A 23,411-nucleotide genomic window follows, 5' to 3' on the forward strand; every position below is an offset into this window, starting at 1 on the left:
AATTAATTATCCCAGGCGTGCGGGGCGAACAGATAGCCTTTATTGCGCACCGTCTTGATGCGATATGGTTCTGTCGCGTTATCGAGAAGCTTTTTGCGCAACCGTGAGATAGCAACATCAACGCTGCGGTCCATTCCGTCGTAGGTCACGCCGCGCAGGTTTTTCAGCAGAGCGTCGCGGTCCATAATTTGTCCAGCATGGGTTGCCAGCTCCCACAGTAGATCGAAGTCTGCCGTGGACAGCGCGATGCTTTCGCCGCTCAACATCACCTGGCGATTGACCGGGTCAATGCTCAGGGACCCAAATGTGATGGCTTTATGCGGCGTGAGCGAGGAGGGCGCTCCGCCTGCTGGTGTGGTGATATGCTGACGCAGATGCAGGCGCAAACGAGCCAACAGTACGGCGGGTGGAGTGGTTTTCAGAATATAATCGCTGGCACCCATTTCGAGCGATAAAATATGGTTCATATCGCTGTCAAGAGAGGTCAGCAGCACGATTGGGCCCTGCCACTTGCCGCGTAAATCCCGGCACAGCGTCATGCCGTCTTTACCCGGTAGCATGATATCCAGCAGCACCAGATCCGGCTTTTCTCGAGCGATGACTTCTTCCGCCCGGTCTCCACGCGGCTCCACGATGACATCCATATCGTGTTTTCCCAGATAAGCGGCGATGAGGGCACCAACTTCCGGCTCATCCTCAACATAAACGATTTTATTCATATTTTATGTGTATATGTAAAAGGGCTAACATACACTGCGATTAATTTACCTGCCATTACTCTTTTATAAACAAATGTTCTTCCGTTATGCTGCGGGTACTTGTTGTTTAAATGTTAAGGCAAAAGGAATGGGGTTGTTGATTAAAGCGCTGCTCGGGGCGCTGGTGGTTGTCCTGATCGGCGTACTGTCCAAAACGAAAAATTACTATATCGCCGGGTTAATTCCACTCTTTCCTACCTTCGCGCTGATTGCACACTATATCGTCGCCAGCGAACGGGGCATTGAAGCGCTGCGGACTACCATTGTGTTCGGCATGTGGTCAATCATTCCGTACTTTATCTATCTGCTTTCGCTGTGGTATTTCACCGGGGTGATGCGCCTGCCGTTTGCTCTGGCAGGCGCTGTCGTGTGCTGGAGTCTTTGCGCGTGGCTGTTAATTATCGGCTGGAGCCGCTTCCACTAACGCAGATGACGGCCGCCGTCGACGGCGAATGAGCGGCCAGTCACATAGCTACTACTGAATAGATATTCTATAAGGTCGATAATCTCTTTTTCGCCTGGGGCAATTTTCATCAGCGATTTGTCCAGCGCCTGTCGACGGTACTCTGCATCGTCGCCTTCATTAAACAGGATAAGCGATGGGGCAATGGCGTTGACTTTAATTTCCGGGGCCAGCTTGCGAGCAAACGAGCGGCTCATGTTATCCAGCGCGGCCTTACTGGCGGCGTAGGCAATATGTTTATCGCTGCCGCGTTCCACGACGTAATCAGTGATGTGAATAATATCGCTGGCAGCATGGCCGTGACCGCTCAGCAGGCATTCCAGCGCATGGTTAAGCAGGTAGGGCGCGTTGACGTGAATTTGCATCATGCTGGCAAGCACCGTGGTTAACGCAATTCCCGGCTTTTCCGCCATCCAGCCGCTGGCGTTATGAATGATGGCTCGCAGACCGCTGCTGGCGTGCGCTTTCACCTCTTCAGCGAAAGCCAGAATGCTTTCGTCGGTGCTGAAATCCGCATGCAAACAGATAGCCCCGGCTTCACGCAGAGCGTCGATAGCCGGATAGTACGTGCGGTAGCTGATGATAACGGGCTGTTGTTGTGTCAAAAAATGGTGGGCCAGGGCGAGGCCAATACGACGACCTCCGCCTGTTATCAGAATCGGGCGAGGCTGGATTTCAGCCATGGGTATCTCCTTTGAGTTCAGCGGCAGGGCAACCGCTTACCCCACCAGCATCCACGTTGCCGGTACGGCGGCAACCAGCAAAAAACCAATTAATGCCAATTCACGGCGTTTGAGCGAGCGATCGTGCTGGTGTGTACGACGGGCATACAGGAAAACCAGAAGACCCGGGGCGTAAAGTATCACCGACATCAGCAAATGCACAGGGCCGGACGCATATAATAACCATAAGCCATAAATGCAGGCTCCGACACCTACAGCCTTATGCAGTGGGCGGACCGCAATCTTCAGCAGAAACGCGCCAACGAGAAAATAGGGGACCAGAATCATCTCGGAAGCGATAGTCAGTAGCGTGTTGTAATCCGACCCGGTGAGCCAGATCAACACCAGTGAAACCTGCACGCTGATATTGGTGAGCCACAACGAAGCCGACGGTGCGTTATTTTTATTCTGTCGCGCGAAGAGGCGCGGGAACGCTTTATGCGTTGCCGCCAGAAATGGGACTTCCGCTGCCATAATTGTCCAGCTCAGATACGCCCCGCAAACTGAGATAATCAGCCCTGCGGCGATAACAATCTCGCCCCATGACCCCATCATTTTGACCATCAACCCGGCCATCGAGGGATTACGAATTTCCGCCAGTTCAGCGCGCGGAACCACGCCCAAAGAGAGCAGCGTCACCAGCAAATACACTGCCAGTGCCGACAGCACCGCCAGCAGCGTGGCGCGTCCTACGTCCTGTTTATTGCGAGCGCGGGCGGAAACCACTACCGCGCCTTCAACGCCGATGAACACCCACAAGGTGATCAGCATGGTGTTTTTCACCTGCTCCCACACCGGTACGCCTAGCGCCAGGCCGCTAAAATCGAGGCGGAAAGTCTCCAGGCGAAACGCGATGGCGGCCAACGCGACAAACGCGCCCAGCGGCAATAGCTTAGCGAGCGTTGCGGCCAGGTTGATACCCGCTGCCGTCTGCACCCCGCGCAGAACGAGGAAATGCACCACCCACAGCAGTACGGATGCCCCCACGATTGACTGCCAGGTGTTGCCATCGCCAAACAGGCGCAGTTCTGGGGTATCGGTAAAGAAGCTTAGGGCGGAGAAAACGATAACCAGGTAGGAAACATTAGCGATAACCGCGCACAGCCAGTAGCCCCATGCAGAACAGAAGCCAATCAGCTCACCAAAACCTTCGCGGGCGTAGGTAAAAATGCCACCGTCGAGTTCGGGGCGAATTCGGGTCAGCAGCAGCATGGCGAAGGCGAGAAACAGAATTCCCACACCAGTAATCGCCCAGCCGATAAGCAGAGCGGAAGGGCTGGCGACGGCCGCCATGTTCTGCGGCAAACTGAATACACCTGCACCCAGCATCGAGCTGAGTACCAACGCGGTCAGGGCGCTAAGGCCCAGTTTCTTATCCATTGCATTCCCGAGGTGATAACCATAAAGCTAAGAATATTTATTTTGCGAAATCGCATAAAAATGGAGGATTGCGCTAAGGCGCGGGATTTTACGGAGTGTTTTGTATGCATGCAATGGAGAGAAATGAAAAAAAGCAAAAAGGCGACAAAGCGTCGCCTTTTTGTTCAGTCGGGGAACTGTTATTTGTACAGGTCGGCGCTGATGGTGATGTTGCCACCACGTTCCTGCCACTGACGGGTGATGTGATAGTACTTCGCGCCTTTCTTCGCTGCGCGTTTTGCCGTCTGGTAAGAGATTTCAGTCATGTTACCGTAGTTGCCGGTGAACTTGATGCTGTCATAAGGAACCATCTGTGCGGCGGTGATTTTGTTCACTTCTTCAACTTTAGTGCCATCCGGCAGCGTGACAGTGTAACGCCCACCTTTAGAGGATTGCGTTTCAAAGAAGCGACCTACCCCGGTACCTGAACCCACGGCGGCGGTGGTAGCAACGCCTGGAATTTCAACTTTTTTGGCTGCGTCGCCGCCTTCAGCCAGCGCTGCGCGACCGGCTTCTGAATCTGCAGGAATGGCATCTGCGCTTTGCAGAACGCGTTTTTTGGCATCAGCTTTGTAGATGTAAGCAGTAATACGCTGGTTGCCGCCCTGGTTAGCATCAACCTGGCGCACGATAAAGAATGAGGCTGCGCCTTTGGCTTTCGCCGCTTTGGTGATCGCGTCGTTGACTTCCGGCTGGCTGCGGTAGAAGCCCTGGACGGTGACGGTATCAAACGGTTCCAGCTCAACGGCCTGGTCTTTAGGCAATTCCATGACGCCGTTGATAATGCGATTTTTTGGCGCGTCGGCCTGCGGGGCGTTTTCTTTATAGAAATCTGCCGTTACGCGCAAATTGCCGCCGCTGCCGAAATCAGACGTGTCGACAACATAAAAGGAAGCTGCGCCTTCTTTGTCCGCTTTACGGGAAACGGCCTGCACCGCGTCGCCGATGGCGTTAAAACGGCCTGTGACCACTACGCGGTCGTAGGGCTTCAGCGCTGCCGCCTGCTCTGGAGTCAGCTCGGTCGCTGCATGCGCAGACAACGCGGTCGTAGCCAGAAGAGCAGACGCCAGGAGTGAGTTCTTAAGCTTCATAAAAATAATCCTTTGCCTTGCGCAAACCATGTACTGGTATTGTTGTTGACTGAAAACGTTTGATTATTGCATTTATCGTAAGTGACTGTCTGCGTCAATTTTCAGTTGTCGCCCGAAACGTATAGTGCAGAAATATAACATTTTTCGATATGTGGAAAAAACAGCCGCTTGACCAGCAAAATCGATAATCCATATCACTTTCATAAGTTAACGTAATGTTAATGTGATGTTCCGGATGGTAATAAATGGCGAATTAACCCATCATCCAGGCGAATTATCAGGTGTTGGCGTAAAAATGAGGTAAATATTGCTGCCTGACACGGTTAGCCGTGAGTTTTACCAATAAAATCAAAATTTCTGTTTTATCGCTGTAGATCACAATCGGTATTTTCAGTAGGTTATAAAAAGTTTGTTACTGTTTCATTTTTTCAGACATATGTCAGGTTGCGCTTTCTTTCGCCACCGGACGGTCGTTTGTGAGAAAAGTAAACCATCATCAAAAACCGATGGAAGGGAAAACTATGCGTATTGGTGTACCAAAAGAGAGACTAGCCCAGGAAACCCGGGCAGCCGCCACGCCGAAAACGGTGGAGCAACTGCTGAAACTCGGGTTTAACGTCGCGGTAGAAAGCGGCGCCGGTAAACTGGCCAGTTTCGACGACGAGGCTTTTGTCGAGGCCGGGGCAGAGATTGTTAGCGGTAATGACGTGTGGCAGTCAGATGTCATTCTGAAAGTTAACGCGCCGGATGACGATGAGATCCAGCTGCTTAACCCCGGCACGACGCTGATCAGTTTCATCTGGCCTGCGCAAAACCCGCAGCTGATGGAAAAACTGGCGGCGCGTAACATTAACGTGATGGCAATGGACTCGGTGCCGCGTATTTCCCGCGCCCAGTCGCTGGATGCGTTAAGTTCAATGGCTAACATCGCCGGTTATCGTGCGATTGTCGAAGCCGCTCACCAGTTTGGTCGCTTCTTTACCGGGCAGATCACCGCAGCCGGTAAAGTTCCTCCCGCCAAGGTGATGGTTATCGGGGCAGGGGTTGCGGGCCTGGCAGCCATTGGTGCTGCGAACAGCCTCGGCGCGATCGTCCGCGCGTTCGATACCCGTCCGGAAGTCAAAGAACAGGTGCAGAGTATGGGCGCCGAGTTCCTGGAGCTGGATTTTAAAGAGGAAGCGGGCAGCGGCGATGGCTATGCCAAAGTTATGTCTGAAGCCTTTATCAAAGCTGAGATGGCGTTGTTTGCCGCCCAGGCGAAAGACGTTGATATCATCGTGACCACTGCGCTGATTCCGGGCAAACCCGCACCGAAGCTGATTACCCGCGAAATGGTTGACTCCATGAAACCTGGCAGCGTGGTGGTCGATTTGGCGTCGCAAAACGGCGGTAACTGTGAATACACCGTATCGGGTCAAGTGGTAACGACCGCTAACGGCGTAAAGATCATCGGCTATACCGACCTGCCGGGCCGTTTACCAACTCAGTCCTCACAGCTGTACGGCACCAACCTCGTCAACCTGCTTAAACTGCTATGCAAAGAGAAAGACGGCAATGTCGTTATCGATTTTGATGATGTCGTTATCCGCGGCGTTACCGTGGTTCGCGAGGGTGAAGTCACCTGGCCCGCACCGCCCATTCAGGTTTCTGCTCAACCGCAGGCGGCAGCGAAGAAGGTTGAAGCACCAAAAGCTGAGGCGAAACCGAGCTCACCGTGGCGCAAGTATGCGCTGATGGCGCTGGCGATTATCCTGTTTGGCTGGCTGGCAAGCGTGGCGCCGAAAGAGTTCCTCGGCCACTTTACCGTTTTTGCTCTCTCCTGCGTGGTGGGTTACTACGTCGTGTGGAACGTTTCTCATGCGCTGCACACGCCGCTGATGTCGGTGACAAATGCTATTTCAGGCATCATCGTCGTCGGAGCATTACTACAGATAGGCCACGGCGGCTGGGTTAGCTTCCTGAGCTTTATCGCGGTGCTGATCGCCAGCATTAATATTTTTGGTGGTTTCACCGTCACTCAGCGCATGCTGAAAATGTTCCGCAAAGGATAAGGGGTAACAAATGTCTGGTGGATTAGTTACAGCTGCATACATTGTTGCCGCGATCCTGTTTATTTTTAGCCTGGCAGGGCTGTCTAAACACGAAACCTCTCAGCAGGGCAACTACTACGGTGTTGCCGGGATGGCGATTGCGCTGGTGGCGACCATTTTGGGGCCGGACAGCAGCAACGTCGCGTGGATCCTGCTGGCGATGGTTATCGGTGGCGCCATTGGTATTCGTCTGGCGAAGAAAGTTGAAATGACCGAAATGCCGGAGCTGGTGGCGATTCTGCACAGCTTCGTAGGTCTGGCGGCGGTGCTGGTAGGCTTTAACAGCTACCTGCAGCATGAAACCGGCATGGAACAGATTCTGGTCAATATTCATCTGACCGAAGTGTTCCTCGGCATCTTCATCGGTGCGGTGACCTTTACCGGTTCCGTTGTCGCGTTTGGCAAGCTGTGCGGCAAGATGTCCTCCAAGCCGCTGATGCTGCCGAATCGCCACAAGCTGAACCTGGCGGCGCTGGTGGTTTCTTTCCTGCTGCTGGTGGTGTTTGTTCGTACCGACAGCGTAGGCATGCAGGTTCTGTGTCTGCTGGTGATGACCGTTATCGCGCTGGCATTTGGCTGGCACCTGGTGGCCTCTATCGGCGGTGCAGATATGCCGGTCGTGGTTTCAATGCTGAACTCCTACTCCGGTTGGGCGGCAGCGGCGGCGGGCTTTATGCTCAGCAACGACCTGCTGATTGTGACCGGTGCGCTGGTCGGTTCTTCCGGTGCGATTCTGTCTTACATCATGTGTAAGGCGATGAACCGTTCGTTCTTCAGCGTGATCGCAGGTGGTTTCGGTACCGATGGTACGGCTGCCAGCGGTGATGAAGAAGTGGGCGAACATCGCGAAATCAGTGCTGAAGAAACGGCAGAGATGCTGAAAGAGTCGCACTCGGTGATCATCACCCCAGGCTACGGCATGGCGGTAGCACAGGCACAGTATCCGGTAGCGGAAATCACTGAGAGACTGCGCGCGCGCGGGATCAAAGTGCGCTTTGGTATTCACCCGGTAGCCGGGCGTTTGCCTGGTCACATGAACGTGCTGCTGGCTGAAGCGAAAGTGCCTTACGACGTGGTGCTGGAGATGGATGAAATCAATGATGACTTCTCCGATACCGACACCGTGCTGGTTATCGGTGCGAACGACACCGTTAACCCGGCCGCGCTGGACGATCCAAACAGCCCGATCGCCGGAATGCCGGTGCTGGAAGTGTGGAAAGCGCAGAATGTGATTGTCTTTAAACGTTCGATGAACACCGGCTACGCTGGCGTACAGAACCCGCTATTCTTTAAAGAAAACACCCACATGCTGTTTGGCGATGCCAAAGCCAGCGTCGATGCAATTCTCAAATCTTTGTAATGTAAAGCGTTTAATTTAAAACGTTTACTTCTTAAGCCGTCTCTTCTGAGACGGCTTTTTCATATGCATGATGAAGCCATTAATTGCTCATAAAATAGTCAGTCCGCAGTGTTATACTCAGTTCGTTTTCCCACCAAACTGAGGATATTATGGATACCGAGTTAACCCCCACGCAATTGGCCATCGAATTTCTGCGTCGTGACCCTACCGTTTTAACCCCTGCGCAGTATCTGAAAAAGCTAAAACTGCTGGAGCTGGAGTTTGCCGACTTAATGGCGCTCTCATCCATGGAGCTTAAAGAAGAGATCGATCACGCCTGGCGTTTAGGTATCCACTAACGTTTCGTTACCGGCATTTGCTGTTGATGACAGGGGCCGTAAAGGGCCCTTTATTTTTGCCTTGAACATAAAAAAATCCCCCGCGCAGGCAGGGGATAGTTTTTATTACAGTCTATTTAAGCGCTGGCTAATCGTCTTCGTCGTCATCCAGTTCAACCGGCGTCTGGTACTGATCCGGTTTCAGCGCCAGCAGGTCGCAGCGCAGGTGATCGATAACCTGTTCGGCAGTATTGCCGAGGAAGGCCGCCGATAACCCGGTGCGCCCGATGGTACCCAGCACCACAATCCCTGCCTGCAGATGCTCAGACAGGTCGGGAATCACCTCTTCAGGTAGACCTTTCTCAACGTGGGTACGGCTTTCATCAATGCTGAATTTTTGGCGTAACGCTTTCATCGCCAGCAGATGCTGACCGCGAATGGCGTCGTTATAGATACTGGGGTCAAAATCAGGCAGTTCAATCGCGATATTGATTGGTGTTACCGGATAAGCGCCCACCAGATGGACCTCGGTATGGTTAACCTGTTCCGCCAGTTCAATTGTTTCTCTTACCAGCTTCTCATTGAGCGCGTTGTGGTAATTCTCTTCGCTGGCGAGGTTGACCGCCACCAGCGCTTTACCCCCTTCCGGCCATGGCTGATCTTTAACCATCCACACCGGACATGGACATTTGCGCAGCAGATGCCAGTCTGTTGGGGTGAAAATAACCGCTTCCAGCCGGTCGTGCTGGTGCGCCATCTTCAGGACTAAATCATGCTTATCGCTGATGATTTCCTGAATAATGGCCTCAAAGGGACGGTTGTGCCACACCACTTTGATGTCGATGGGAATACCGGAATCAATATAAAATTTGGCCTGCTCGCGGATCCAGGCGCTACGCTGGCTGATAACGCCCTGGCGCATGGCCGTGCGTTCATCAGGGGACAGCAGGGTGGTCATCTCATAGGAAAAATCATAGATCGGCAAAAAGGCTTTGATGCGTCCACCAATCCTTTGGTGCAGATACACCGCACGCCGCAATGCAGGCTGGTCGTCCTGATTGGGGTCAATTACTACCAGCATGTTCTGATACTTTGCCATACAGGGTCTCCTTACAACTGTAACCACAGTTCGTAATTAAAAAGATAACCTATATGGATGAAATGAAACAGGGGATGTGCCTGGCCAGATCAACAAATTAGAAAAAAATTCGCGATCTGGCCCAGTGACAGAAGAGTTATCAGGCGACGTTGCGGGCCTGACCGGCAAGTTGTGCCAGCAGGTCGCTATTTTCGATGGTGATATATTTGCCTTTGACCGCCAGCATACCGCTTTTCTGGAAACGCCCCAGCAGGCGGCTAATGGTTTCCACCGTTAGACCCAGATAGTTACCGATATCGCCACGGGTCATGGTCAGACGGAACTCACGCGGGGAGAAACCACGTTGAGCGAAGCGACGGGAGAGATTATAGATAAAGGCCGCCAGGCGCTCTTCTGCGTTCTTTTTGGAAAGCAACAGGATCATGTCCTGATCGCCTTTGATCTCGCCGCTCATCAGACGCATCATCTGCTGGCGCAGATTCGGCATTTTACCGGAAAGATCGTCCAGGGTTTCGAAAGGAATTTCGCAGACCATTGAGGTTTCCAGCGCCTGAGCAAAGCTCGGGTGGTGGCCGGTGCCGATGGCGTCAAAACCCACCAGATCGCCCGCCAGGTGAAAACCGGTAATTTGCTCATCACCCTGTTCAGTGATGGTGTAACTCTTGATTGTGCCAGAACGAATTGCATACAGCGATTTCAGCTCATCACCGGCTTTGAACAAGGTCTGTCCTTTCTGGATAGGCTTTTTCCGCTCGATGATGTTATCAAGCTGATCAAGCTCATGCTCGTTCAGAGTAAAAGGGATGCAAAGCTGGCTGATGCTGCAATCCTGGCAATGGATTGCACAACCGCCAGACTGAATGCGTCGTATAATTCGCTTTTCCGGGATCATAGGTCTGCTCAGGCTTTTAATTGATATTGGTCAATTTTAACATCTTTTTGGTGAGCAGGTAAGCCTCGAACCTCTGAAACACGTAATATTAAGAGGGTAAATCAATTATCCCTCTTATCTGCTTGATTACGAATGAGTTGTTGGAACGTATGGGATTGTAAAATTACCGGAAGATTCCAGAAAAGGCACATACGGTCAAAGAAGCAAATACCCCTCGTGGCGCAATAACCACTCTTTTCGTTGTACGCCGCCAGCGTATCCGGTCATGGTGCCGTTGCGCCCGATAACGCGATGGCAGGGCACCACAATACTGATTGGGTTGGATCCGTTTGCGGCACCGACCGCGCGCGCAGCACCAGACCGACCCAGCGTTTCCGCGAGCTGGCCGTAGTGCATGACCTGACCGCAGGGTATGGTGCGCAGCGCTTTCCAGACTTCACGTTGAAACGGCGTGCCTGCAGTAGCGGTAGGAAGGGTGTCGATAATGCTCAGATCGCCTGCGAAATAGTCGGCGAGCTTACGGCTTAAATCACCCGGATTTGCGGCGGCAACGCGTTGGTAACCTTCGTGGCGATAGTGCAGATCCAGCAGTTGCTCCATGCGATCGCTATGCTCTTCCCACTCCACGGCGCGTAGTTGATATTGCTCGTCGCAAATGATCCACAGCGGCCCCATTGGGGTATCGATTTTGTCCTGCAGCAGCGTCAGCATCGTTATTCCTCTTCCCTTGTATTAGGCCAACAAGATACCACGCGGCCCGCGCGGGCAACTATACCTCCAAAAGATAAACATCTCTGGCGGTAAAACAACGTAAACGGATTGAGGGCGCAGGGCGTCGCCGCTATAGTAATCCCCGGTGGTAGCTGGAGGAACGCGCATGAATCTTGACGACAAATCCCTATTTCTTGGCGCTATGGAGGACGTACAGCCTCTGAAGCGCAACAACGACGTTCACTGGCATCCCGAGCGTAACGCTCGCCCCGTACAACGGGTAGACACCCTGCAGCTCGATAACTGTCTCACCACCGGCTATCTCGATATTGTGCCGTTAGCCACCGCGCTGGAGTTTAAGCGCGAAGGGCTGCAATCCGGGGTGCTGGATAAACTGCGACGCGGCAAATATAGCCAGCAGGCGAGCCTGAATCTACTGCGTCAGCCGGTTGAACAGTGCCGACAACTGCTGTTCGCCTTTGTGATTCAGGCGCAGAAGGAGGGGCTGCGCAATTTGCTGATCGTTCATGGCAAAGGGCGCGATGATAATGCTCACGCCAATATCATTCGTAGTTACCTGGCGCGCTGGCTGGTGGAACTCCCGGAGGTTCAGGCCTTTTGTACCGCGTTAGGGCACCACGGCGGCAGCGGCGCGTGCTATGTTGCTCTACGCAAATCTGCCGAGGCAAAACAGGAAAACTGGGAGCGCCACGCCAAACGCAGCCGCTAGCGCATCAGTAACGTCAGCTCCCGGGCCGCTTTTTGCAGCTCGGGCAAAACTCTTTCCAGCATCTCACGCGTTGAAACCTGCCCGGCATGAACGCCGACGTTAAGCGCCGCCTGAATTTGCCCCTGCGGGTTAAACAGCGGCACCGCCAGCGAGCGTAGCCCCATTTCCAGCTCCTGATCGTTAAGCGCGTAGCCTTGTTGATGAACGCGTTTAAGTTCAGCACGCAGTTTCGCTACCGAATCGACGGTTTGCGGGGTATAGCGAATCATTGTCACCCGGCCCAGCATATCGTTGAGCTTTTCTTCCGGTTGATGACTCAACAGTACCCGTCCCATCGAAGTCGCCCACGCGGGAAGGCGGCTACCGATATCCAAATCAATGGTCATAATTCGTGAACTGGAGGCGCGGGCAATATAGAGAATGTCGTCGCCATCAAGCGTCGCGATAGAGCAGGACTCATTAAGCATTTCGCTTAAATGCTTCAGTACCGGCTGCGCGGATCGCGCCAGCGGCGTGGAGGCCAGCCAGGCGTGCCCCAGAGCCAGAATCCTCGGGCGCAGCTGGAAATTTTTGCCATCCTCGGCGTAAACAAAACCTAATTTGCTCAGGGTATACAGGCAGCGACGCACTGCCGCACGCGGAATACCGGTCTTCTGGCTGATTTGCGAGATGGACAGCAGTGGGCGCTGTGGGGTGAAGGCCTGAATCACTTCCAGCCCGCGCGCCAACGAAGCCATAAAGTTCGGATCGCCCTTAAACGGATCGCTATCGCCCGTCAGTAAATCGTCTGGATGTTTCTCCATTTTCGTCTCCGTATTTGCCATCGATCACATTCTTTCGCTAAAGATATACGATGTTCGATTATCGCACCATATTTCGATTATCGCCCTTGACCAACATCGTTAAGCGGGTCACATTTTGTGCGAACAACGAATAAAAGTGCGATTACCGCACATACAGGAGCGACCTGATGATTGATAAAAGCGTGTCGACGCTAAGTGATGCCATCGCTGGGATCCACGACGGGGCGACCATTATGATTGGCGGTTTTGGCCCCGCCGGTCAGCCGACGTACCTGATAGATGCACTGATAGAACAGGGGGCCCGTGATTTAACCATCATTAACAATAACGCGGGTAACGGCGAAGTGGGCCTGGCGGCGTTACTGAAAGCCGGGCGGGTGCGCAAGATGATTTGCTCGTTCCCGCGCCAGGTGGATTCACAGATTTTTGATGATCTCTATCGCCGCGGCAAAGTGGAGCTGGAGCTGGTACCGCAGGGAAATCTGGCGGCACGCATTCAGGCGGCAGGAGCCGGTCTCGGTGCGGTATTTACTCCTACGGGTTACGGTACGCCGTTGGCTGAGGGTAAAGAGACCCGCGAGATCGACGGCCGTCATTACGTTCTTGAATATCCCATCAAAGCAGATTTCGCGTTGATTAAAGCCCATCAGGGCGATCGCTGGGGCAACCTGGTTTATCGCAAAGCGGCGCGTAACTTCGGTCCGATTATGGCGACCGCCGCGCAAACCACCATTGTGGAAGTCTCGCAACTGGTCGCCCTGGGGGACCTCGACCCGGAAAGCGTTATCACGCCGGGCATTTTTGTCCAGCGTGTCTATTCCCTGGAAAACCTGATTGCTGCCAAAAGCGCCTGAGGAACCCATTATGCAAAAACTGAATCGCGATGAGATGGCCCAGCGCGTGGCCCGCGATATTCCTGAAGGCGCTTATGTCAATCTGGGCATCGGCCTGCCGACCCGTATTGCTAACTATCTTCCGGCGGATAAAGAGGTGTTCCTGCACAGCGAAAACGGTCTGCTCGGGATGGGGCCGAAACCGCAGCCGGGGGAAGAGGACCCGGAGTTGATTAACGCCGGGAAAGAGTATGTGACTCTGCTTCAGGGCGGTTGCTATTTCCACCATGGTGACTCCTTCGCCATGATGCGCGGAGGCCACCTGGATATCTGCGTCCTTGGAGCCTATCAGGTCTCCGCCCGCGGCGATCTGGCGAACTGGAGCACCGGGGCGCCCGATGCCATTCCCGCCGTCGGCGGCGCGATGGATCTGGCTATCGGCGCGCGTCAGGTCTTCGTGATGATGGATCACCTGACCCGCGATGGCGAATGCAAACTGGTCGAACACTGCACCTATCCGCTGACCGGCGTTGGCTGCGTCAGCCGCATCTATACCGATCTGGCGGTGATCGATATCAGTGAGAACGGCCCGGTGGTGCGGGAAATCTTTAACGGCCTCTCTTTTGAAGAACTGCAGCGCATCACTCCGGTGACGCTGACTTTCGAGCAACTGGCGGAAAGCGCGTAAGGAACCTATGATGAATCAGGCATTTATCTGCGATGCGGTGCGTACACCGTTCGGTCGTTTTGGTGGTACGCTGGCGACAATGCGCGCTGACGATCTGGCGGCGCTGCCGCTAAAAGCGCTGCTGGAACGTAACCCAGGCCTTGACCCGGCGCGTATTGATGATGTGATTTACGGCTGCGCCAACCAGGCCGGGGAAGATAACCGCAACGTTGCCCGCATGGCGCTGCTGCTGGCCGGGCTGCCGGCAAGCGTGCCGGGCAGTACCGTTAATCGCTTGTGTGGTTCCAGCCTTGATGCGATCGGCATCGCAGCGCGCGCGATTAAAAGCGGCGAAACTCAACTGATGATTGCCGGTGGCGTCGAAAGCATGTCGCGGGCACCGTTTGTGATGGGCAAGGCGGAAAGCGCCTTTAGCCGAACGATGCAGATGGAAGACACCACCATCGGCTGGCGCTTTATCAACCCGCAGATGAAAGCGCTGTATGGCGTTGATTCAATGCCGGAAACTGCCGAAAACGTGGCGGGTGATTTTGCCATTTCGCGTGCCGATCAGGATGCGTTTGCGCTGCGTAGCCAGCTGCGCACTGCGGCTGCGCAAGCAGCTGGACGCTTTGCCGATGAGCTGATCGCCGTTTCGGTCCCGCAGCGAAAGGGTGAAGCGCTGCTATTTACCCAGGATGAACACCCGCGCGGCACTAGTGCAGAGGCGCTGGCGAAACTACGCGGCGTCGTGCGTGCTGATGGCTCGGTCACGGCGGGTAACGCCTCCGGGGTTAACGACGGTGCCTGCGCGCTATTGCTCGCCAGCGAGCAGGCGCTTACGGTAAATGATTTACAGCCGCTGGCCCGTGTGGTCGGCGTGGCGACGGCGGGGGTTGCGCCGCGCATTATGGGGTTTGGCCCGGCACCGGCGGTGCGTAAGGTTCTGGCACAAACCGGCCTGACCCTTGGGCAAATGGACGTCATTGAGCTGAATGAAGCTTTCGCCGCCCAGGCGCTGGCGGTGACGCGCGATCTGGGGTTGCCTGACGATGCCGCGCACGTAAACCCTAACGGCGGCGCCATTGCGCTGGGCCATCCGCTGGGGGCTTCAGGTGGGCGTCTGGCGATGACTGCGGCGTATCAGCTGCGGCGAACCGGCGGACGCTATGCGCTGTGCACCATGTGTATCGGCGTCGGTCAGGGGATCGCGCTGATTATTGAACGCGTTTAAGGAGCCAGAATGAGTTTGTTGACCCCGATGATGCGCACCAGTCCGCTGACCACCTGGTTCAGCGATGCGCAGCGGGTGCAGGGTATGCTGGATTTTGAAGCCGCGCTGGCCCAAGCTCAGGCCGAGTGCGGGCTGGTGCCGCAGGCGGCGCTTAACCCGATTATCGAATCATGCCAGCATCAGCAAATCGACTTTGCGGCTTTGGGACAGGCCGCAGCCAGCGCGGGCAACCTCGCCATCCCGCTGGTAAAACAGCTCACCGCGCGGGTAAAAGCTCAGGACGAATCGGCTGCGCGCTATGTCCATTGGGGAGCAACCAGTCAGGACGCAATTGATACCGGCTTGATCCTGCAACTGCGCGGCGTGCTGGCGGAAACGGACGCGCTCTTACAACGCCTGCTTGATGCGCTGGCCAGCCAGGCCGAGCGACATCAGCATACGGTGATGCCCGGGCGTACCTGGATGCAGCATGCGCTGCCGGTGACCTTTGGCCTGAAGCTAGCGGGAACGCTCGACGCGCTGCTGCGCTGGCAGATACGTCTGCGTGAAATGCGATCAAGGGTGCTGGTGCTGCAATTTGGCGGTGCCGCTGGCACGCTTGACTCGCTCAAAGCGCAAGCGCCACAGGTTGCCGCTGCGCTGGCAAAAACGCTCGACCTGAACCTTCCCGATACCCCATGGCACAGCCAGCGCGATCGATTGTTAGAAGTGGGGGCGTGGTACGCGGGTGTTTGCGGCACTCTTGGTAAATTCGCCAATGATTTTTCCCTGCTGATGCAAACCGAAGTTGCCGAAGTCTCTGAACCGGTCGCCGAAGGTCGCGGCGGTTCATCGACCATGCCGCACAAACGTAATCCCATCTCCTGCGCGGCAATCTTGACTGCCGCTCAACGCACGCCCGGACTGGTGGCAACGCTGTATGCCTGTCAGATTCAGCAGCATGAGCGCGCGCTGGGCGGATGGCAGGCGGAGTGGGAAACGCTGCCGGATCTGATCACCCTCGTCGGCGGCGCGATGGCGCAAAGCGAAGCACTGGTGCGTGAAATGCAGGTGTTTGCGCATAAGATGCGCGCCAACCTTGATATCACCCATGGCCTGATTATGGCGGAAGCGGTCACCCTGGCGCTGGCGGAGTTTATCGGTAAAGCCGAGGCCCATCATCGGGTTGAGGCCTTGTGTCGTCAGGCGATGGATGAATCTCGTTCGCTGCTGAGCGTGCTGGATAACGATCCCTTGGTCGGTGAGCATCTTTCCACCAGCCGCTTAACCCAACTGCTGGACCCGGCAACGGCGACCGGCAGCGCTGAACTCTTCGTGCGTCAGGTGATGGCGCGCTATAAGGAGCAACGTAATGAAGGTTGATTATCAGATTGACGGGCCGGACGGTGCGCCGGTCATCGTACTCTCCAATTCGCTGGGGACCACCCGGGCGATGTGGCAGCCGCAGCTCGCGGCGCTAACGCAGCATTTTCGCGTCCTGCGCTACGATACTCACGGTCATGGTAAAACCAGCAAAAGCGGAAAGGTAACGCTGGCGCAGCTTGGCGAAGATGTGATTGCGCTGCTCGATCATCTTAATATTGATAAAGCCTGGTTTTGCGGTATTTCTATGGGGGGGCTGACCGGACTGTGGCTGGGGCGTTTTGCACCTGAGCGTTTTTACGCCCTGGCGGTCGCCAACACCGCAGCGCGTATCGGCGATCAGGCGAGCTGGCTGTCGCGTGCCCGCGCGGTTCGTCAGGAGGGGATGGACGTTGTGGCTGCCGGATCGGCGGATCGCTGGTTTACCCACGAATTTCGTCAGATGACGCCGGAAGTGGTGGAAGCCCTGTGCCATCAACTGACCCATAGCAATGCAGAAGGTTATGCGGACTGTTGCGAGGCGCTGGCGGCGGCCGACCTTCGCGCCGAAGTGGCGCAAATTCCGCTACCCGTTTTGATTATTGCCGGGGAAAGTGACCCTGTCACTACGGTGACGGACGCCAACTTCCTGCATCAGCAGATCCCCGCCTCACAGGTGGTGGTACTGGCAGCTTCTCATTTATCGAATATCGAAGCACCGAAGGCGTTCAGCGCCGCGTTGCTGGGCTTTTTCCAGGGAGAACAGCATGGAAGATAAACAGCGTTATCAGCAGGGAATGGCAGTGCGCCGCAAGGTGCTTGGCGATACCCATGTTGATAAAACCCTGCAAAAACTGACGCCGCTCAATGAGGAGTTTCAGGATTTTATCACCCGCTACGCCTGGGGTGAGACCTGGACCCGTCCGGGCCTCGATCACCATACCCGCAGCATGATTACCATCGCGATGCTGATTGCCCTGAACCGCGAAGCTGAGTTGAAAATGCATCTGCGCGCAGCGTTTAATAATGGCGTCACCCGCGACGAGTTAAAAGAGCTGATTATGCACTCCGCGCTCTACTGCGGCCTGCCCGCAGCTAACGCCACAATGCATCTGGCGCAGCAGGTGTTTGATGAGATGGATAGCGGGTCCTGATAACAATCCCCGCCAGGCGTGATGGATTACACCATGCCTGGCGGGGAAAGAGCCTTAGTTTACTGATGCCGGATGTGTTTCAACAGTTTGCTCCGCGTCATCCACCTCCGCACTCTGGCGGCGCAGCGCCAGCAGGCGGCAAATCTCCGCGTGCTTTTCTTCCGTGAAGGTAAAGCGGGACATGCACAGCAGGCGAATCAACGACCCGATTGCCGGGAGCAGGCAAATCCCAAAGAACAGGCCATTCAGCACGCTCTCGCTCTGGCTTTGTGCTTGCGGAATATAACCTATCATCGTCAGCCAGATGCCAATCAGCCCGCCACCCACCGCGACGGACATTTTTCCGGTGAACGTCTGGCCGGAGAAGGTGATCGCCGCGCAGCGTCGATGGGTATGATATTCAGCGTATTCGATGGTGTCGGCAATCATCGATGAAGTCAGAATGTTGCTCATCATGACAAACAGCGTGCTCAGGCCAAGCAATAAGAACAGCATCGCCACGTGCTGATAGCCGATAAACCACATCACCACGCGAACCACAATATCCAGCGCGCAAAGGATCATAAACAGCTGACGTTTTTGCATATGACGGGTGAGAAGCGGGGCAATCAGGCAGATGACGGCGGCGGCAATCCCCATCACGCCTATCGCCATTTGCAGGCTGCCATCGCCCAGATTGTAGATAAAAAAGTAGATATAAATGCCGTTCGCCACGTTATGAAAGACGCAAAAGAAAAACGACAGCAGAATAATAAACAGCGGCTTATTGTGACGCAAATTGCGGAAGGTATCGCGAATGGTGACCTTTTCCGGGCTTGGCGGCACGCGCTCTTTGATCTGAAAGAATCCGTTTAACATCAGCGGCAGACCCACCAGCATCATCACCAACGCAGCCATAAAATAGCCTTTGTCATTGCTGTACTGGGCGAAGAAGGCCGCCAGTTTGGGGAAGAAAATATTAGCACAGGCGATACCGGCGTTAACCCCGAGCATGGCGGCGGTCACCGCGCGGGTACGCTGACCGGAATCGTTAGTCATCACCGATGACATCGACCAGAACGGAATATCGGAAATGGCGTACAGCGTGCCCCACAGTATGTAGGTCACCCCGGCATACAGGATCTTAGTGGTGAGATCGGCTTCTATTTTGTAAAACGCGAGCAGGGTGACGCCGGTGATTAACAGCGGTGCGATCAGCAGGAAGTGGCGAAACTTACCGAAGCGACTGTTTAATGTATCCATGATACTGGCGAACAGCGGGTCGTGAACTGCATCCCAGGCTCGGGCGATCAAAAATATGGTGCTCGCCGCGAGGGCGGAGATCCCCAGCACGTCAGTATAAAAATAGTTAATAAACGAACCCACTAAACCAAAGCTAAAACACTGACCTAAACCATAGCCAAAATAGGACCATAACTCGCGAGAAGGTATTTTCATGGTGCTTGCCATCGTGTGTTCCCTCACGCCCCGGCCGCATTGGGTCAGGGCGTCTGTAGAGATAATATTTTTTATGCTTTATTCGAATGCAGGCCAATCCGACTGAGTTTACGCACCAGCGCCATTTCGGCTTTGGCAAACGGAATGCCGTTTTCGTCAAAAACGTCATGGAACCACAGGCGACAGTAGTCCGGTGAGTTTTTCATCACCACCGGCCACGGCAGCCAGGTCTGGGTTTTTCCGCGCACCAGCCCCCACTGATAGGGGGCGATATTAGCGGCATGCATTAACGGGAGCTGCTCTTCGATCAGGCTGCCGACATGGCGCGCCAGCCACTCGGTGCAGAACAGCGGCCGTCCGTGCTGTTCGAGCTGGTGGATGATGGCCACCATGCGTGCGGTATTGGTATAGGCGTGAAAGCTGATCACATCAGATAATGCCAGCGCAGTCTGGTCTAAAGGATGTTGATAGAACACCTCGCCTTCGACTTCGTCCGGCAGTTTCCATGCGCAGACGGTGAGTGGCTGCGTCGGATCTTCTTCCCGCACCCAGCGAAACGCCGCCTGCATGAGTTCGAGGGCGTAATGTTCCAGTTTTTCGTCATACAACACTTCGACGGTGCCAGTGGAAAAAATCCCCCGGTTGCCCGGCTCGTTATACAGATCCCAAAGCAGCACGCGGCGGTCGTCGCGGAACTGGCGCACGATATCACGTACGTAGCATTCAACTTCAGGCCAGGCATCGCGGTTACAGACGATTTCCCGCCCCGGACTGGCGGCCGCCTGACTATTGTGTTTCCCCGGCTCTGGTGCTTTTTGCGGCCCAAGGTAAGGCTCATCGCCGGAGAAACCGCAGTCATCCATCAATGTCAGCATGGTGCTAAACCCGCGCTCATCGGCCAGCGTCAGAAACTGGTCGATACGCGCTATGAGCCCATCGCGATCGTGCTGCCAGACGATAAACGGCAGGTTGATGCGCAGGGAGTTGTAACCCGCCTGCGCCGCCCAGCCAAGCTCGCGGTCAATTGTTGGTGCGTCAAAGGTTTTCGCCTGCCAGATATCCGTCCAGTTCACCGCCGTTGATGGCAGGTAGTTAAAGCCACATAGCCAACCCTGTTGCTGATACCACGTCTGTGCCTGTTCAGGTGTCCATTGTTGTTTCATCATCGCCTCGCTTGCTGATAATAATTAGCTAATAAATATTAGTTGACGTATAAATGAGCAAATAGCGAAGTAAAAAAAAGCGAAGCGAGTCACAATCCTGGTGGGATCAAGGCAAAGAAACGTGAGCGAGAGCGCAGCTGGCGCAAACTGCGGTTATGATGTTGGTTCTGTATGCGAAGGGAAGGGATGATGAAACGCAAAACCAAAGTGACGATGAACGACATCGCCAGAACCGCCGGGGTTTCCCAGGCAACGGTATCGTTGGTGCTCAATCAGTCGCGCAATATTAAACTTAGCGAAGAGACCCGTCAGCGGGTGATTGAGGTGGCGACATCGCTGGGTTATGACCGCCTACCGGCGATTCACTCTCCGCGTAATCAACAAGAGATAGCCCTGCTCATCAGCTCATTGCAGAGTTACGATCCGTTCATTGATGCCATAAGCCAGGCTCGCGAGGCGGCGTGGCGCAATGAAATCCTGCTGACGGTGTATGAATATGGTGATGATGCCGAACTGGCAATCAACATTATTCGCCAGCTGGAAAAGCGCAACTGCGTGGGTATTATTCTTGCCTCTCCGGTGACCACCGTTAGCGATATGTCGCAGTTTCGCGAGTGTACTGAACTGCCGCTAGTGCTGCTTAACCAGCGCGATCCGGATTCCCCGCTGCTGCCGTCCTTTGTTCCGGACGACTATGCCAACGCGTTTCAGGTGACGCGCCATCTAATTAGCCAGGGGGCGCAGCGGGTGGCGCATATTACTGGCGAAGGATGGATGGAAGCGACAAAACAGCGTCTGGCTGGATGGCGTGCGGCGCTGGAGCAGGCGGGGATCGCCGTGCAGAATGAGTGGATTTGTGAAACCAACTGGCAGTTCAGCGAGTCGCACCAGGCCACGCTCAAGCTGCTGGCGCTGGAAACACGTCCCGATGCTATTTTTTGCGCCAGCGACTGGCTGACGATTGGTTGCTATCAGGCGCTGGCAATGCAGGGCATCGCGATCCCTGAGGATATTCTGGTGGCGGGTTATGACGACCAGAAAATTTCTGAACAGCTCACCCCGCCCCTGACCAGTATTCAGTTGCCCTACAGTGAACTGGGACGTCTGGCCGTTGAGTATTTGTGCAACGAGGAAGATGCCGCAACCCACGTGACGCTTGCCGGGCGGCTGAAAACACGGAAATCGAGCCAGCGTTGACACCAACAGAGGCCGTCATGAGACGGCATCTGGCAATATTCAATTTTTATTTCGTTACATCCCCATAATAAAAATATTTATATTTATCGCATTCTTTGATACCAATTTATTGATTTCCTCAAATGATTTGTTTTTAATTTCAAGAAATAAATTGCAGGGTGTGTTTAAATTTTGATTGAGAGCCTGTTTTTATTAAAAAACATATATCTAAATGTGTGATTTTGTAATGGAAAAATAAAAGGCCTCATACCTGGTCTGGCTTTTTATGCAAAATGATGAGAGGCCGTGGTGTGGACATAAAATAAAAAGCATGGTAATTATTTTGTTGCTAATGCAAGACTTTAATTTTTACTAACGCGCTCAACCACTGACTCTCGATAATAGTGAGAAGGAATTTATATGGAAACTCTGTCCAACAACCTTAATTTAAATGACTCAATGGATATTGAACTTAATAACGAGTTGGCTAATCGGCGCGAAAAACTTGTCCACCTGCGTAAGCAGGGTGTCGCTTTCCCTAACGACTTCCGTCGCGACGCGATTTCCCTTGAACTGCATAATAGCTACGATGATGTGGCGAAAGAGGAACTTGAGGCTTTAGAGTTTGAAGTCAGCGTTGCGGGGCGAATGATGACGCAGCGGATTATGGGGAAGGCCTCTTTCGTGACCCTGCAGGATATGGGGGGGAATATTCAGCTCTATGTTTCCAGCGACAACATCTCTGAAGACATCTATAACGACCATTTTAAAAAATGGGATTTAGGCGATATTCTGGGCGCTCGCGGTCGGCTTTTTAAAACAAAAACCGGTGAGTTAACCATTGAGTGCACCGAGATTCGTTTATTAACGAAGGCATTGCGCCCGCTGCCGGATAAATATCACGGTCTGGCCGATCAGGAAACTCGCTATCGTCAACGCTATCTTGATCTGATTGCCAACCCTGAATCCCGACGTACATTCCAGCTGCGGTCAAATATTTTAGCCACCACCCGTAATTTTATGCTGGAGCATGGCTTCATTGAAGTTGAAACGCCAATGATGCAGGTTATCCCTGGCGGTGCTTCCGCCCGTCCGTTTATCACTCATCATAATGCGCTGGATATTGATATGTACCTGCGTATCTCCCCTGAGCTTTATCTTAAACGTCTGGTGGTTGGCGGCATGGAGCGGGTTTTTGAGATCAACCGTAACTTTCGTAATGAAGGCATTTCACCGCGGCATAATCCAGAGTTTACGATGATGGAACTCTATATGGCGCATGCCGATTACCAGGACCTGATTACGCTGACAGAGTCGTTGTTCCGCACCGTGGCGATTGAAGTGCTTGGCTCACCCATTGTGGAGTATGGTTCCCAGGATTTTGATTTTGGTAAGCCATTTGCAAAAATGACCATGCGCGAGGCCATCAAAAAATTCCGCCCGGAAACGGATATTAACGATCTTGGCGATGACAGCAAGACCAGAGCGATTGCGGAGTCTCTGGGTATTGAGATAGAGGAAAGCTGGGGAACCGGGCGCATTATCGCGGAAATTTTCGATGAAGTGGCGGAAGCGCACCTTATTCAGCCGACGTTTATTACGGAATATCCTGCGGAAATATCGCCTCTCGCACGCCGTAATGATATTAATCCGCAGTTTACCGACCGCTTCGAATTCTTTATTGGCGGTCGGGAAATCGGCAATGGATTTTCCGAGTTGAATGATGCTGAAGATCAGGCTGAACGCTTTAACGAGCAGGTTGCCGCTAAAGACGCGGGCGATGATGAAGCGATGTTCTACGATGAAGATTACGTGACTGCACTAGAATACGGCCTGCCGCCAACCGCAGGTTTAGGTATTGGTATTGACAGAATGGTGATGTTATTTACCAATTCACACACGATCCGCGATGTGATTCTCTTCCCTGCGCTTCGTCCGATCAAATAAGCGT

The 23,411-nt window shown here is 54.1% G+C and carries 23 protein-coding genes; 13 read left to right on the plus strand and 10 right to left on the minus strand.

Annotated features, from left to right (window positions below):
• Positions 1–2: 2 nt before the first annotated feature.
• Positions 3–719, minus strand: a complete 717-nt coding sequence (rstA, locus tag AC07P6_RS14320; RefSeq protein ID WP_478316739.1) for a two-component system response regulator RstA — start codon at positions 717–719, stop codon at positions 3–5.
• Between the two features lie 127 nt (positions 720–846).
• On the opposite strand from rstA, the gene AC07P6_RS14325 reads away from it, so the two are divergent.
• Positions 847–1,182, plus strand: coding sequence for a GlpM family protein (locus tag AC07P6_RS14325; protein ID WP_004119621.1), 336 nt, complete (start codon positions 847–849; stop codon positions 1,180–1,182).
• Here AC07P6_RS14325 and folM read toward each other — a convergent pair.
• From folM to ydgH, 3 genes are all read right to left on the minus strand, one after another.
• Positions 1,179–1,904, minus strand: a complete 726-nt coding sequence (folM, locus tag AC07P6_RS14330) for a dihydromonapterin reductase (protein ID WP_478316741.1) — start codon at positions 1,902–1,904, stop codon at positions 1,179–1,181. The genes AC07P6_RS14325 and folM overlap by 4 nt on opposite strands.
• A gap of 36 nt (positions 1,905–1,940) precedes the next feature.
• Complete coding sequence (locus AC07P6_RS14335; RefSeq protein WP_182239139.1) at positions 1,941–3,323, minus strand: amino acid permease; 1,383 nt, start codon at positions 3,321–3,323, stop codon at positions 1,941–1,943.
• A 179-nt stretch (positions 3,324–3,502) separates the two neighbouring features.
• Complete coding sequence (gene ydgH / locus AC07P6_RS14340; protein WP_434663428.1) at positions 3,503–4,453, minus strand: DUF1471 family protein YdgH; 951 nt, start codon at positions 4,451–4,453, stop codon at positions 3,503–3,505.
• Positions 4,454–4,974: 521 nt separating this feature from the next.
• Between ydgH and pntA the strand changes: the two genes are divergently transcribed.
• From pntA to AC07P6_RS14355, 3 genes are all read left to right on the plus strand, one after another.
• Positions 4,975–6,504, plus strand: a complete 1,530-nt coding sequence (gene pntA / locus AC07P6_RS14345) for a Re/Si-specific NAD(P)(+) transhydrogenase subunit alpha (RefSeq protein WP_181486410.1) — start codon at positions 4,975–4,977, stop codon at positions 6,502–6,504.
• Between the two features lie 10 nt (positions 6,505–6,514).
• Positions 6,515–7,903, plus strand: a complete 1,389-nt coding sequence (gene pntB / locus AC07P6_RS14350; protein ID WP_112214364.1) for a Re/Si-specific NAD(P)(+) transhydrogenase subunit beta — start codon at positions 6,515–6,517, stop codon at positions 7,901–7,903.
• 149 nt (positions 7,904–8,052) lie between these two features.
• Positions 8,053–8,241, plus strand: coding sequence for a YdiH family protein (locus tag AC07P6_RS14355; protein ID WP_110274029.1), 189 nt, complete (start codon positions 8,053–8,055; stop codon positions 8,239–8,241).
• 127 nt (positions 8,242–8,368) lie between these two features.
• On the opposite strand, the gene uspE is transcribed toward AC07P6_RS14355, so the two are convergent.
• The 3 genes from uspE to ogt all read right to left on the minus strand — a co-directional run bounded on the left by uspE (position 8,369) and on the right by ogt (position 10,922).
• Positions 8,369–9,319: a universal stress protein UspE gene (uspE, locus tag AC07P6_RS14360; RefSeq protein ID WP_110274030.1), complete on the minus strand. Its 951-nt coding sequence runs from the start codon at positions 9,317–9,319 to the stop codon at positions 8,369–8,371.
• Positions 9,320–9,458: 139 nt separating this feature from the next.
• The gene (fnr, locus tag AC07P6_RS14365) at positions 9,459–10,211 is read right to left on the minus strand and encodes a fumarate/nitrate reduction transcriptional regulator Fnr (protein ID WP_004102577.1); all 753 of its coding nucleotides are present in this window, start codon (positions 10,209–10,211) and stop codon (positions 9,459–9,461) included.
• 195 nt (positions 10,212–10,406) lie between these two features.
• On the minus strand, positions 10,407–10,922 hold the full coding sequence (gene ogt, locus AC07P6_RS14370) for a methylated-DNA--[protein]-cysteine S-methyltransferase (RefSeq protein WP_304259542.1): 516 nt from the start codon (positions 10,920–10,922) through the stop codon (positions 10,407–10,409).
• A 166-nt stretch (positions 10,923–11,088) separates the two neighbouring features.
• Here ogt and smrA point away from each other — a divergent pair, with 166 nt between their 5' ends.
• On the plus strand, positions 11,089–11,652 hold the full coding sequence (gene smrA, locus AC07P6_RS14375) for a DNA endonuclease SmrA (RefSeq protein ID WP_112214360.1): 564 nt from the start codon (positions 11,089–11,091) through the stop codon (positions 11,650–11,652).
• Here smrA and AC07P6_RS14380 read toward each other — a convergent pair.
• Entirely contained in the window at positions 11,649–12,455 is an 807-nt protein-coding gene (locus AC07P6_RS14380) for an IclR family transcriptional regulator domain-containing protein (RefSeq protein WP_110274033.1), read from the minus strand. The genes smrA and AC07P6_RS14380 overlap by 4 nt on opposite strands.
• A gap of 167 nt (positions 12,456–12,622) precedes the next feature.
• On the opposite strand from AC07P6_RS14380, the gene AC07P6_RS14385 reads away from it, so the two are divergent.
• The 6 genes from AC07P6_RS14385 to pcaC are packed head-to-tail and all read left to right on the plus strand — an operon-like array spanning position 12,623 to position 17,684.
• Complete coding sequence (locus AC07P6_RS14385) at positions 12,623–13,309, plus strand: 3-oxoacid CoA-transferase subunit A (protein ID WP_181486046.1); 687 nt, start codon at positions 12,623–12,625, stop codon at positions 13,307–13,309.
• 10 nt (positions 13,310–13,319) lie between these two features.
• On the plus strand, positions 13,320–13,976 hold the full coding sequence (locus AC07P6_RS14390) for a 3-oxoacid CoA-transferase subunit B (protein ID WP_434663438.1): 657 nt from the start codon (positions 13,320–13,322) through the stop codon (positions 13,974–13,976).
• Positions 13,977–13,986: 10 nt separating this feature from the next.
• Entirely contained in the window at positions 13,987–15,189 is a 1,203-nt protein-coding gene (pcaF, locus tag AC07P6_RS14395) for a 3-oxoadipyl-CoA thiolase (protein ID WP_478317000.1), read from the plus strand.
• Positions 15,190–15,198: 9 nt separating this feature from the next.
• Positions 15,199–16,551, plus strand: a complete 1,353-nt coding sequence (locus AC07P6_RS14400; RefSeq protein ID WP_478316746.1) for a 3-carboxy-cis,cis-muconate cycloisomerase — start codon at positions 15,199–15,201, stop codon at positions 16,549–16,551.
• Complete coding sequence (gene pcaD, locus AC07P6_RS14405; RefSeq protein ID WP_478316748.1) at positions 16,541–17,308, plus strand: 3-oxoadipate enol-lactonase; 768 nt, start codon at positions 16,541–16,543, stop codon at positions 17,306–17,308. Before AC07P6_RS14400 ends, pcaD begins: the two co-directional genes overlap by 11 nt.
• The gene (pcaC, locus tag AC07P6_RS14410) at positions 17,298–17,684 is read left to right on the plus strand and encodes a 4-carboxymuconolactone decarboxylase (RefSeq protein ID WP_110274039.1); all 387 of its coding nucleotides are present in this window, start codon (positions 17,298–17,300) and stop codon (positions 17,682–17,684) included. The genes pcaD and pcaC overlap by 11 nt, the downstream gene beginning before the upstream one ends.
• A 54-nt stretch (positions 17,685–17,738) precedes the next feature.
• Here pcaC and AC07P6_RS14415 read toward each other — a convergent pair whose 3' ends face one another.
• Both AC07P6_RS14415 and AC07P6_RS14420 read right to left on the minus strand, forming a co-directional pair.
• Positions 17,739–19,133 (minus strand): MFS transporter, encoded by a 1,395-nt coding sequence (locus AC07P6_RS14415; RefSeq protein ID WP_478316750.1) that lies wholly within the window; start codon positions 19,131–19,133, stop codon positions 17,739–17,741.
• Between the two features lie 59 nt (positions 19,134–19,192).
• Positions 19,193–20,284, minus strand: coding sequence for a cellulase family glycosylhydrolase (locus AC07P6_RS14420; protein ID WP_478317001.1), 1,092 nt, complete (start codon positions 20,282–20,284; stop codon positions 19,193–19,195).
• 189 nt (positions 20,285–20,473) lie between these two features.
• Between AC07P6_RS14420 and AC07P6_RS14425 the strand changes: the two genes are divergently transcribed.
• Both AC07P6_RS14425 and lysS read left to right on the plus strand, forming a co-directional pair.
• Positions 20,474–21,481, plus strand: a complete 1,008-nt coding sequence (locus tag AC07P6_RS14425; protein ID WP_478317002.1) for a LacI family DNA-binding transcriptional regulator — start codon at positions 20,474–20,476, stop codon at positions 21,479–21,481.
• 438 nt (positions 21,482–21,919) lie between these two features.
• Positions 21,920–23,407, plus strand: a complete 1,488-nt coding sequence (gene lysS, locus AC07P6_RS14430; protein ID WP_478317004.1) for a lysine--tRNA ligase — start codon at positions 21,920–21,922, stop codon at positions 23,405–23,407.
• Positions 23,408–23,411: the final 4 nt, after the last annotated feature.

This window comes from Klebsiella sp. GFKo11, assembly GCF_056490265.1.

Bases quoted from the DNA above. Each gene is read 5' to 3' on its own strand.
- rstA (WP_478316739.1), bottom strand. From the start codon at position 719: ATGAATAAAATCGTTTATGTTGAGGATGAGCCGGAAGTTGGTGCCCTC.
- pntB (WP_112214364.1), top strand. From the start codon at position 6,515: ATGTCTGGTGGATTAGTTACAGCTGCATACATTGTTGCCGCGATCCTG.
- AC07P6_RS14415 (WP_478316750.1), bottom strand. From the start codon at position 19,133: ATGGCAAGCACCATGAAAATACCTTCTCGCGAGTTATGGTCCTATTTT.
- AC07P6_RS14325 (WP_004119621.1), top strand. From the start codon at position 847: ATGGGGTTGTTGATTAAAGCGCTGCTCGGGGCGCTGGTGGTTGTCCTG.
- pntA (WP_181486410.1), top strand. From the start codon at position 4,975: ATGCGTATTGGTGTACCAAAAGAGAGACTAGCCCAGGAAACCCGGGCA.
- uspE (WP_110274030.1), bottom strand. From the start codon at position 9,319: ATGGCAAAGTATCAGAACATGCTGGTAGTAATTGACCCCAATCAGGAC.
- pcaC (WP_110274039.1), top strand. From the start codon at position 17,298: ATGGAAGATAAACAGCGTTATCAGCAGGGAATGGCAGTGCGCCGCAAG.
- AC07P6_RS14425 (WP_478317002.1), top strand. From the start codon at position 20,474: ATGAAACGCAAAACCAAAGTGACGATGAACGACATCGCCAGAACCGCC.
- folM (WP_478316741.1), bottom strand. From the start codon at position 1,904: ATGGCTGAAATCCAGCCTCGCCCGATTCTGATAACAGGCGGAGGTCGT.
- AC07P6_RS14420 (WP_478317001.1), bottom strand. From the start codon at position 20,284: ATGAAACAACAATGGACACCTGAACAGGCACAGACGTGGTATCAGCAA.
- pcaD (WP_478316748.1), top strand. From the start codon at position 16,541: ATGAAGGTTGATTATCAGATTGACGGGCCGGACGGTGCGCCGGTCATC.
- AC07P6_RS14335 (WP_182239139.1), bottom strand. From the start codon at position 3,323: ATGGATAAGAAACTGGGCCTTAGCGCCCTGACCGCGTTGGTACTCAGC.
- AC07P6_RS14390 (WP_434663438.1), top strand. From the start codon at position 13,320: ATGCAAAAACTGAATCGCGATGAGATGGCCCAGCGCGTGGCCCGCGAT.
- pcaF (WP_478317000.1), top strand. From the start codon at position 13,987: ATGAATCAGGCATTTATCTGCGATGCGGTGCGTACACCGTTCGGTCGT.
- lysS (WP_478317004.1), top strand. From the start codon at position 21,920: ATGGATATTGAACTTAATAACGAGTTGGCTAATCGGCGCGAAAAACTT.
- fnr (WP_004102577.1), bottom strand. From the start codon at position 10,211: ATGATCCCGGAAAAGCGAATTATACGACGCATTCAGTCTGGCGGTTGT.
- ydgH (WP_434663428.1), bottom strand. From the start codon at position 4,453: ATGAAGCTTAAGAACTCACTCCTGGCGTCTGCTCTTCTGGCTACGACC.
- AC07P6_RS14400 (WP_478316746.1), top strand. From the start codon at position 15,199: ATGAGTTTGTTGACCCCGATGATGCGCACCAGTCCGCTGACCACCTGG.
- ogt (WP_304259542.1), bottom strand. From the start codon at position 10,922: ATGCTGACGCTGCTGCAGGACAAAATCGATACCCCAATGGGGCCGCTG.
- smrA (WP_112214360.1), top strand. From the start codon at position 11,089: ATGAATCTTGACGACAAATCCCTATTTCTTGGCGCTATGGAGGACGTA.
- AC07P6_RS14385 (WP_181486046.1), top strand. From the start codon at position 12,623: ATGATTGATAAAAGCGTGTCGACGCTAAGTGATGCCATCGCTGGGATC.
- AC07P6_RS14380 (WP_110274033.1), bottom strand. From the start codon at position 12,455: ATGGAGAAACATCCAGACGATTTACTGACGGGCGATAGCGATCCGTTT.
- AC07P6_RS14355 (WP_110274029.1), top strand. From the start codon at position 8,053: ATGGATACCGAGTTAACCCCCACGCAATTGGCCATCGAATTTCTGCGT.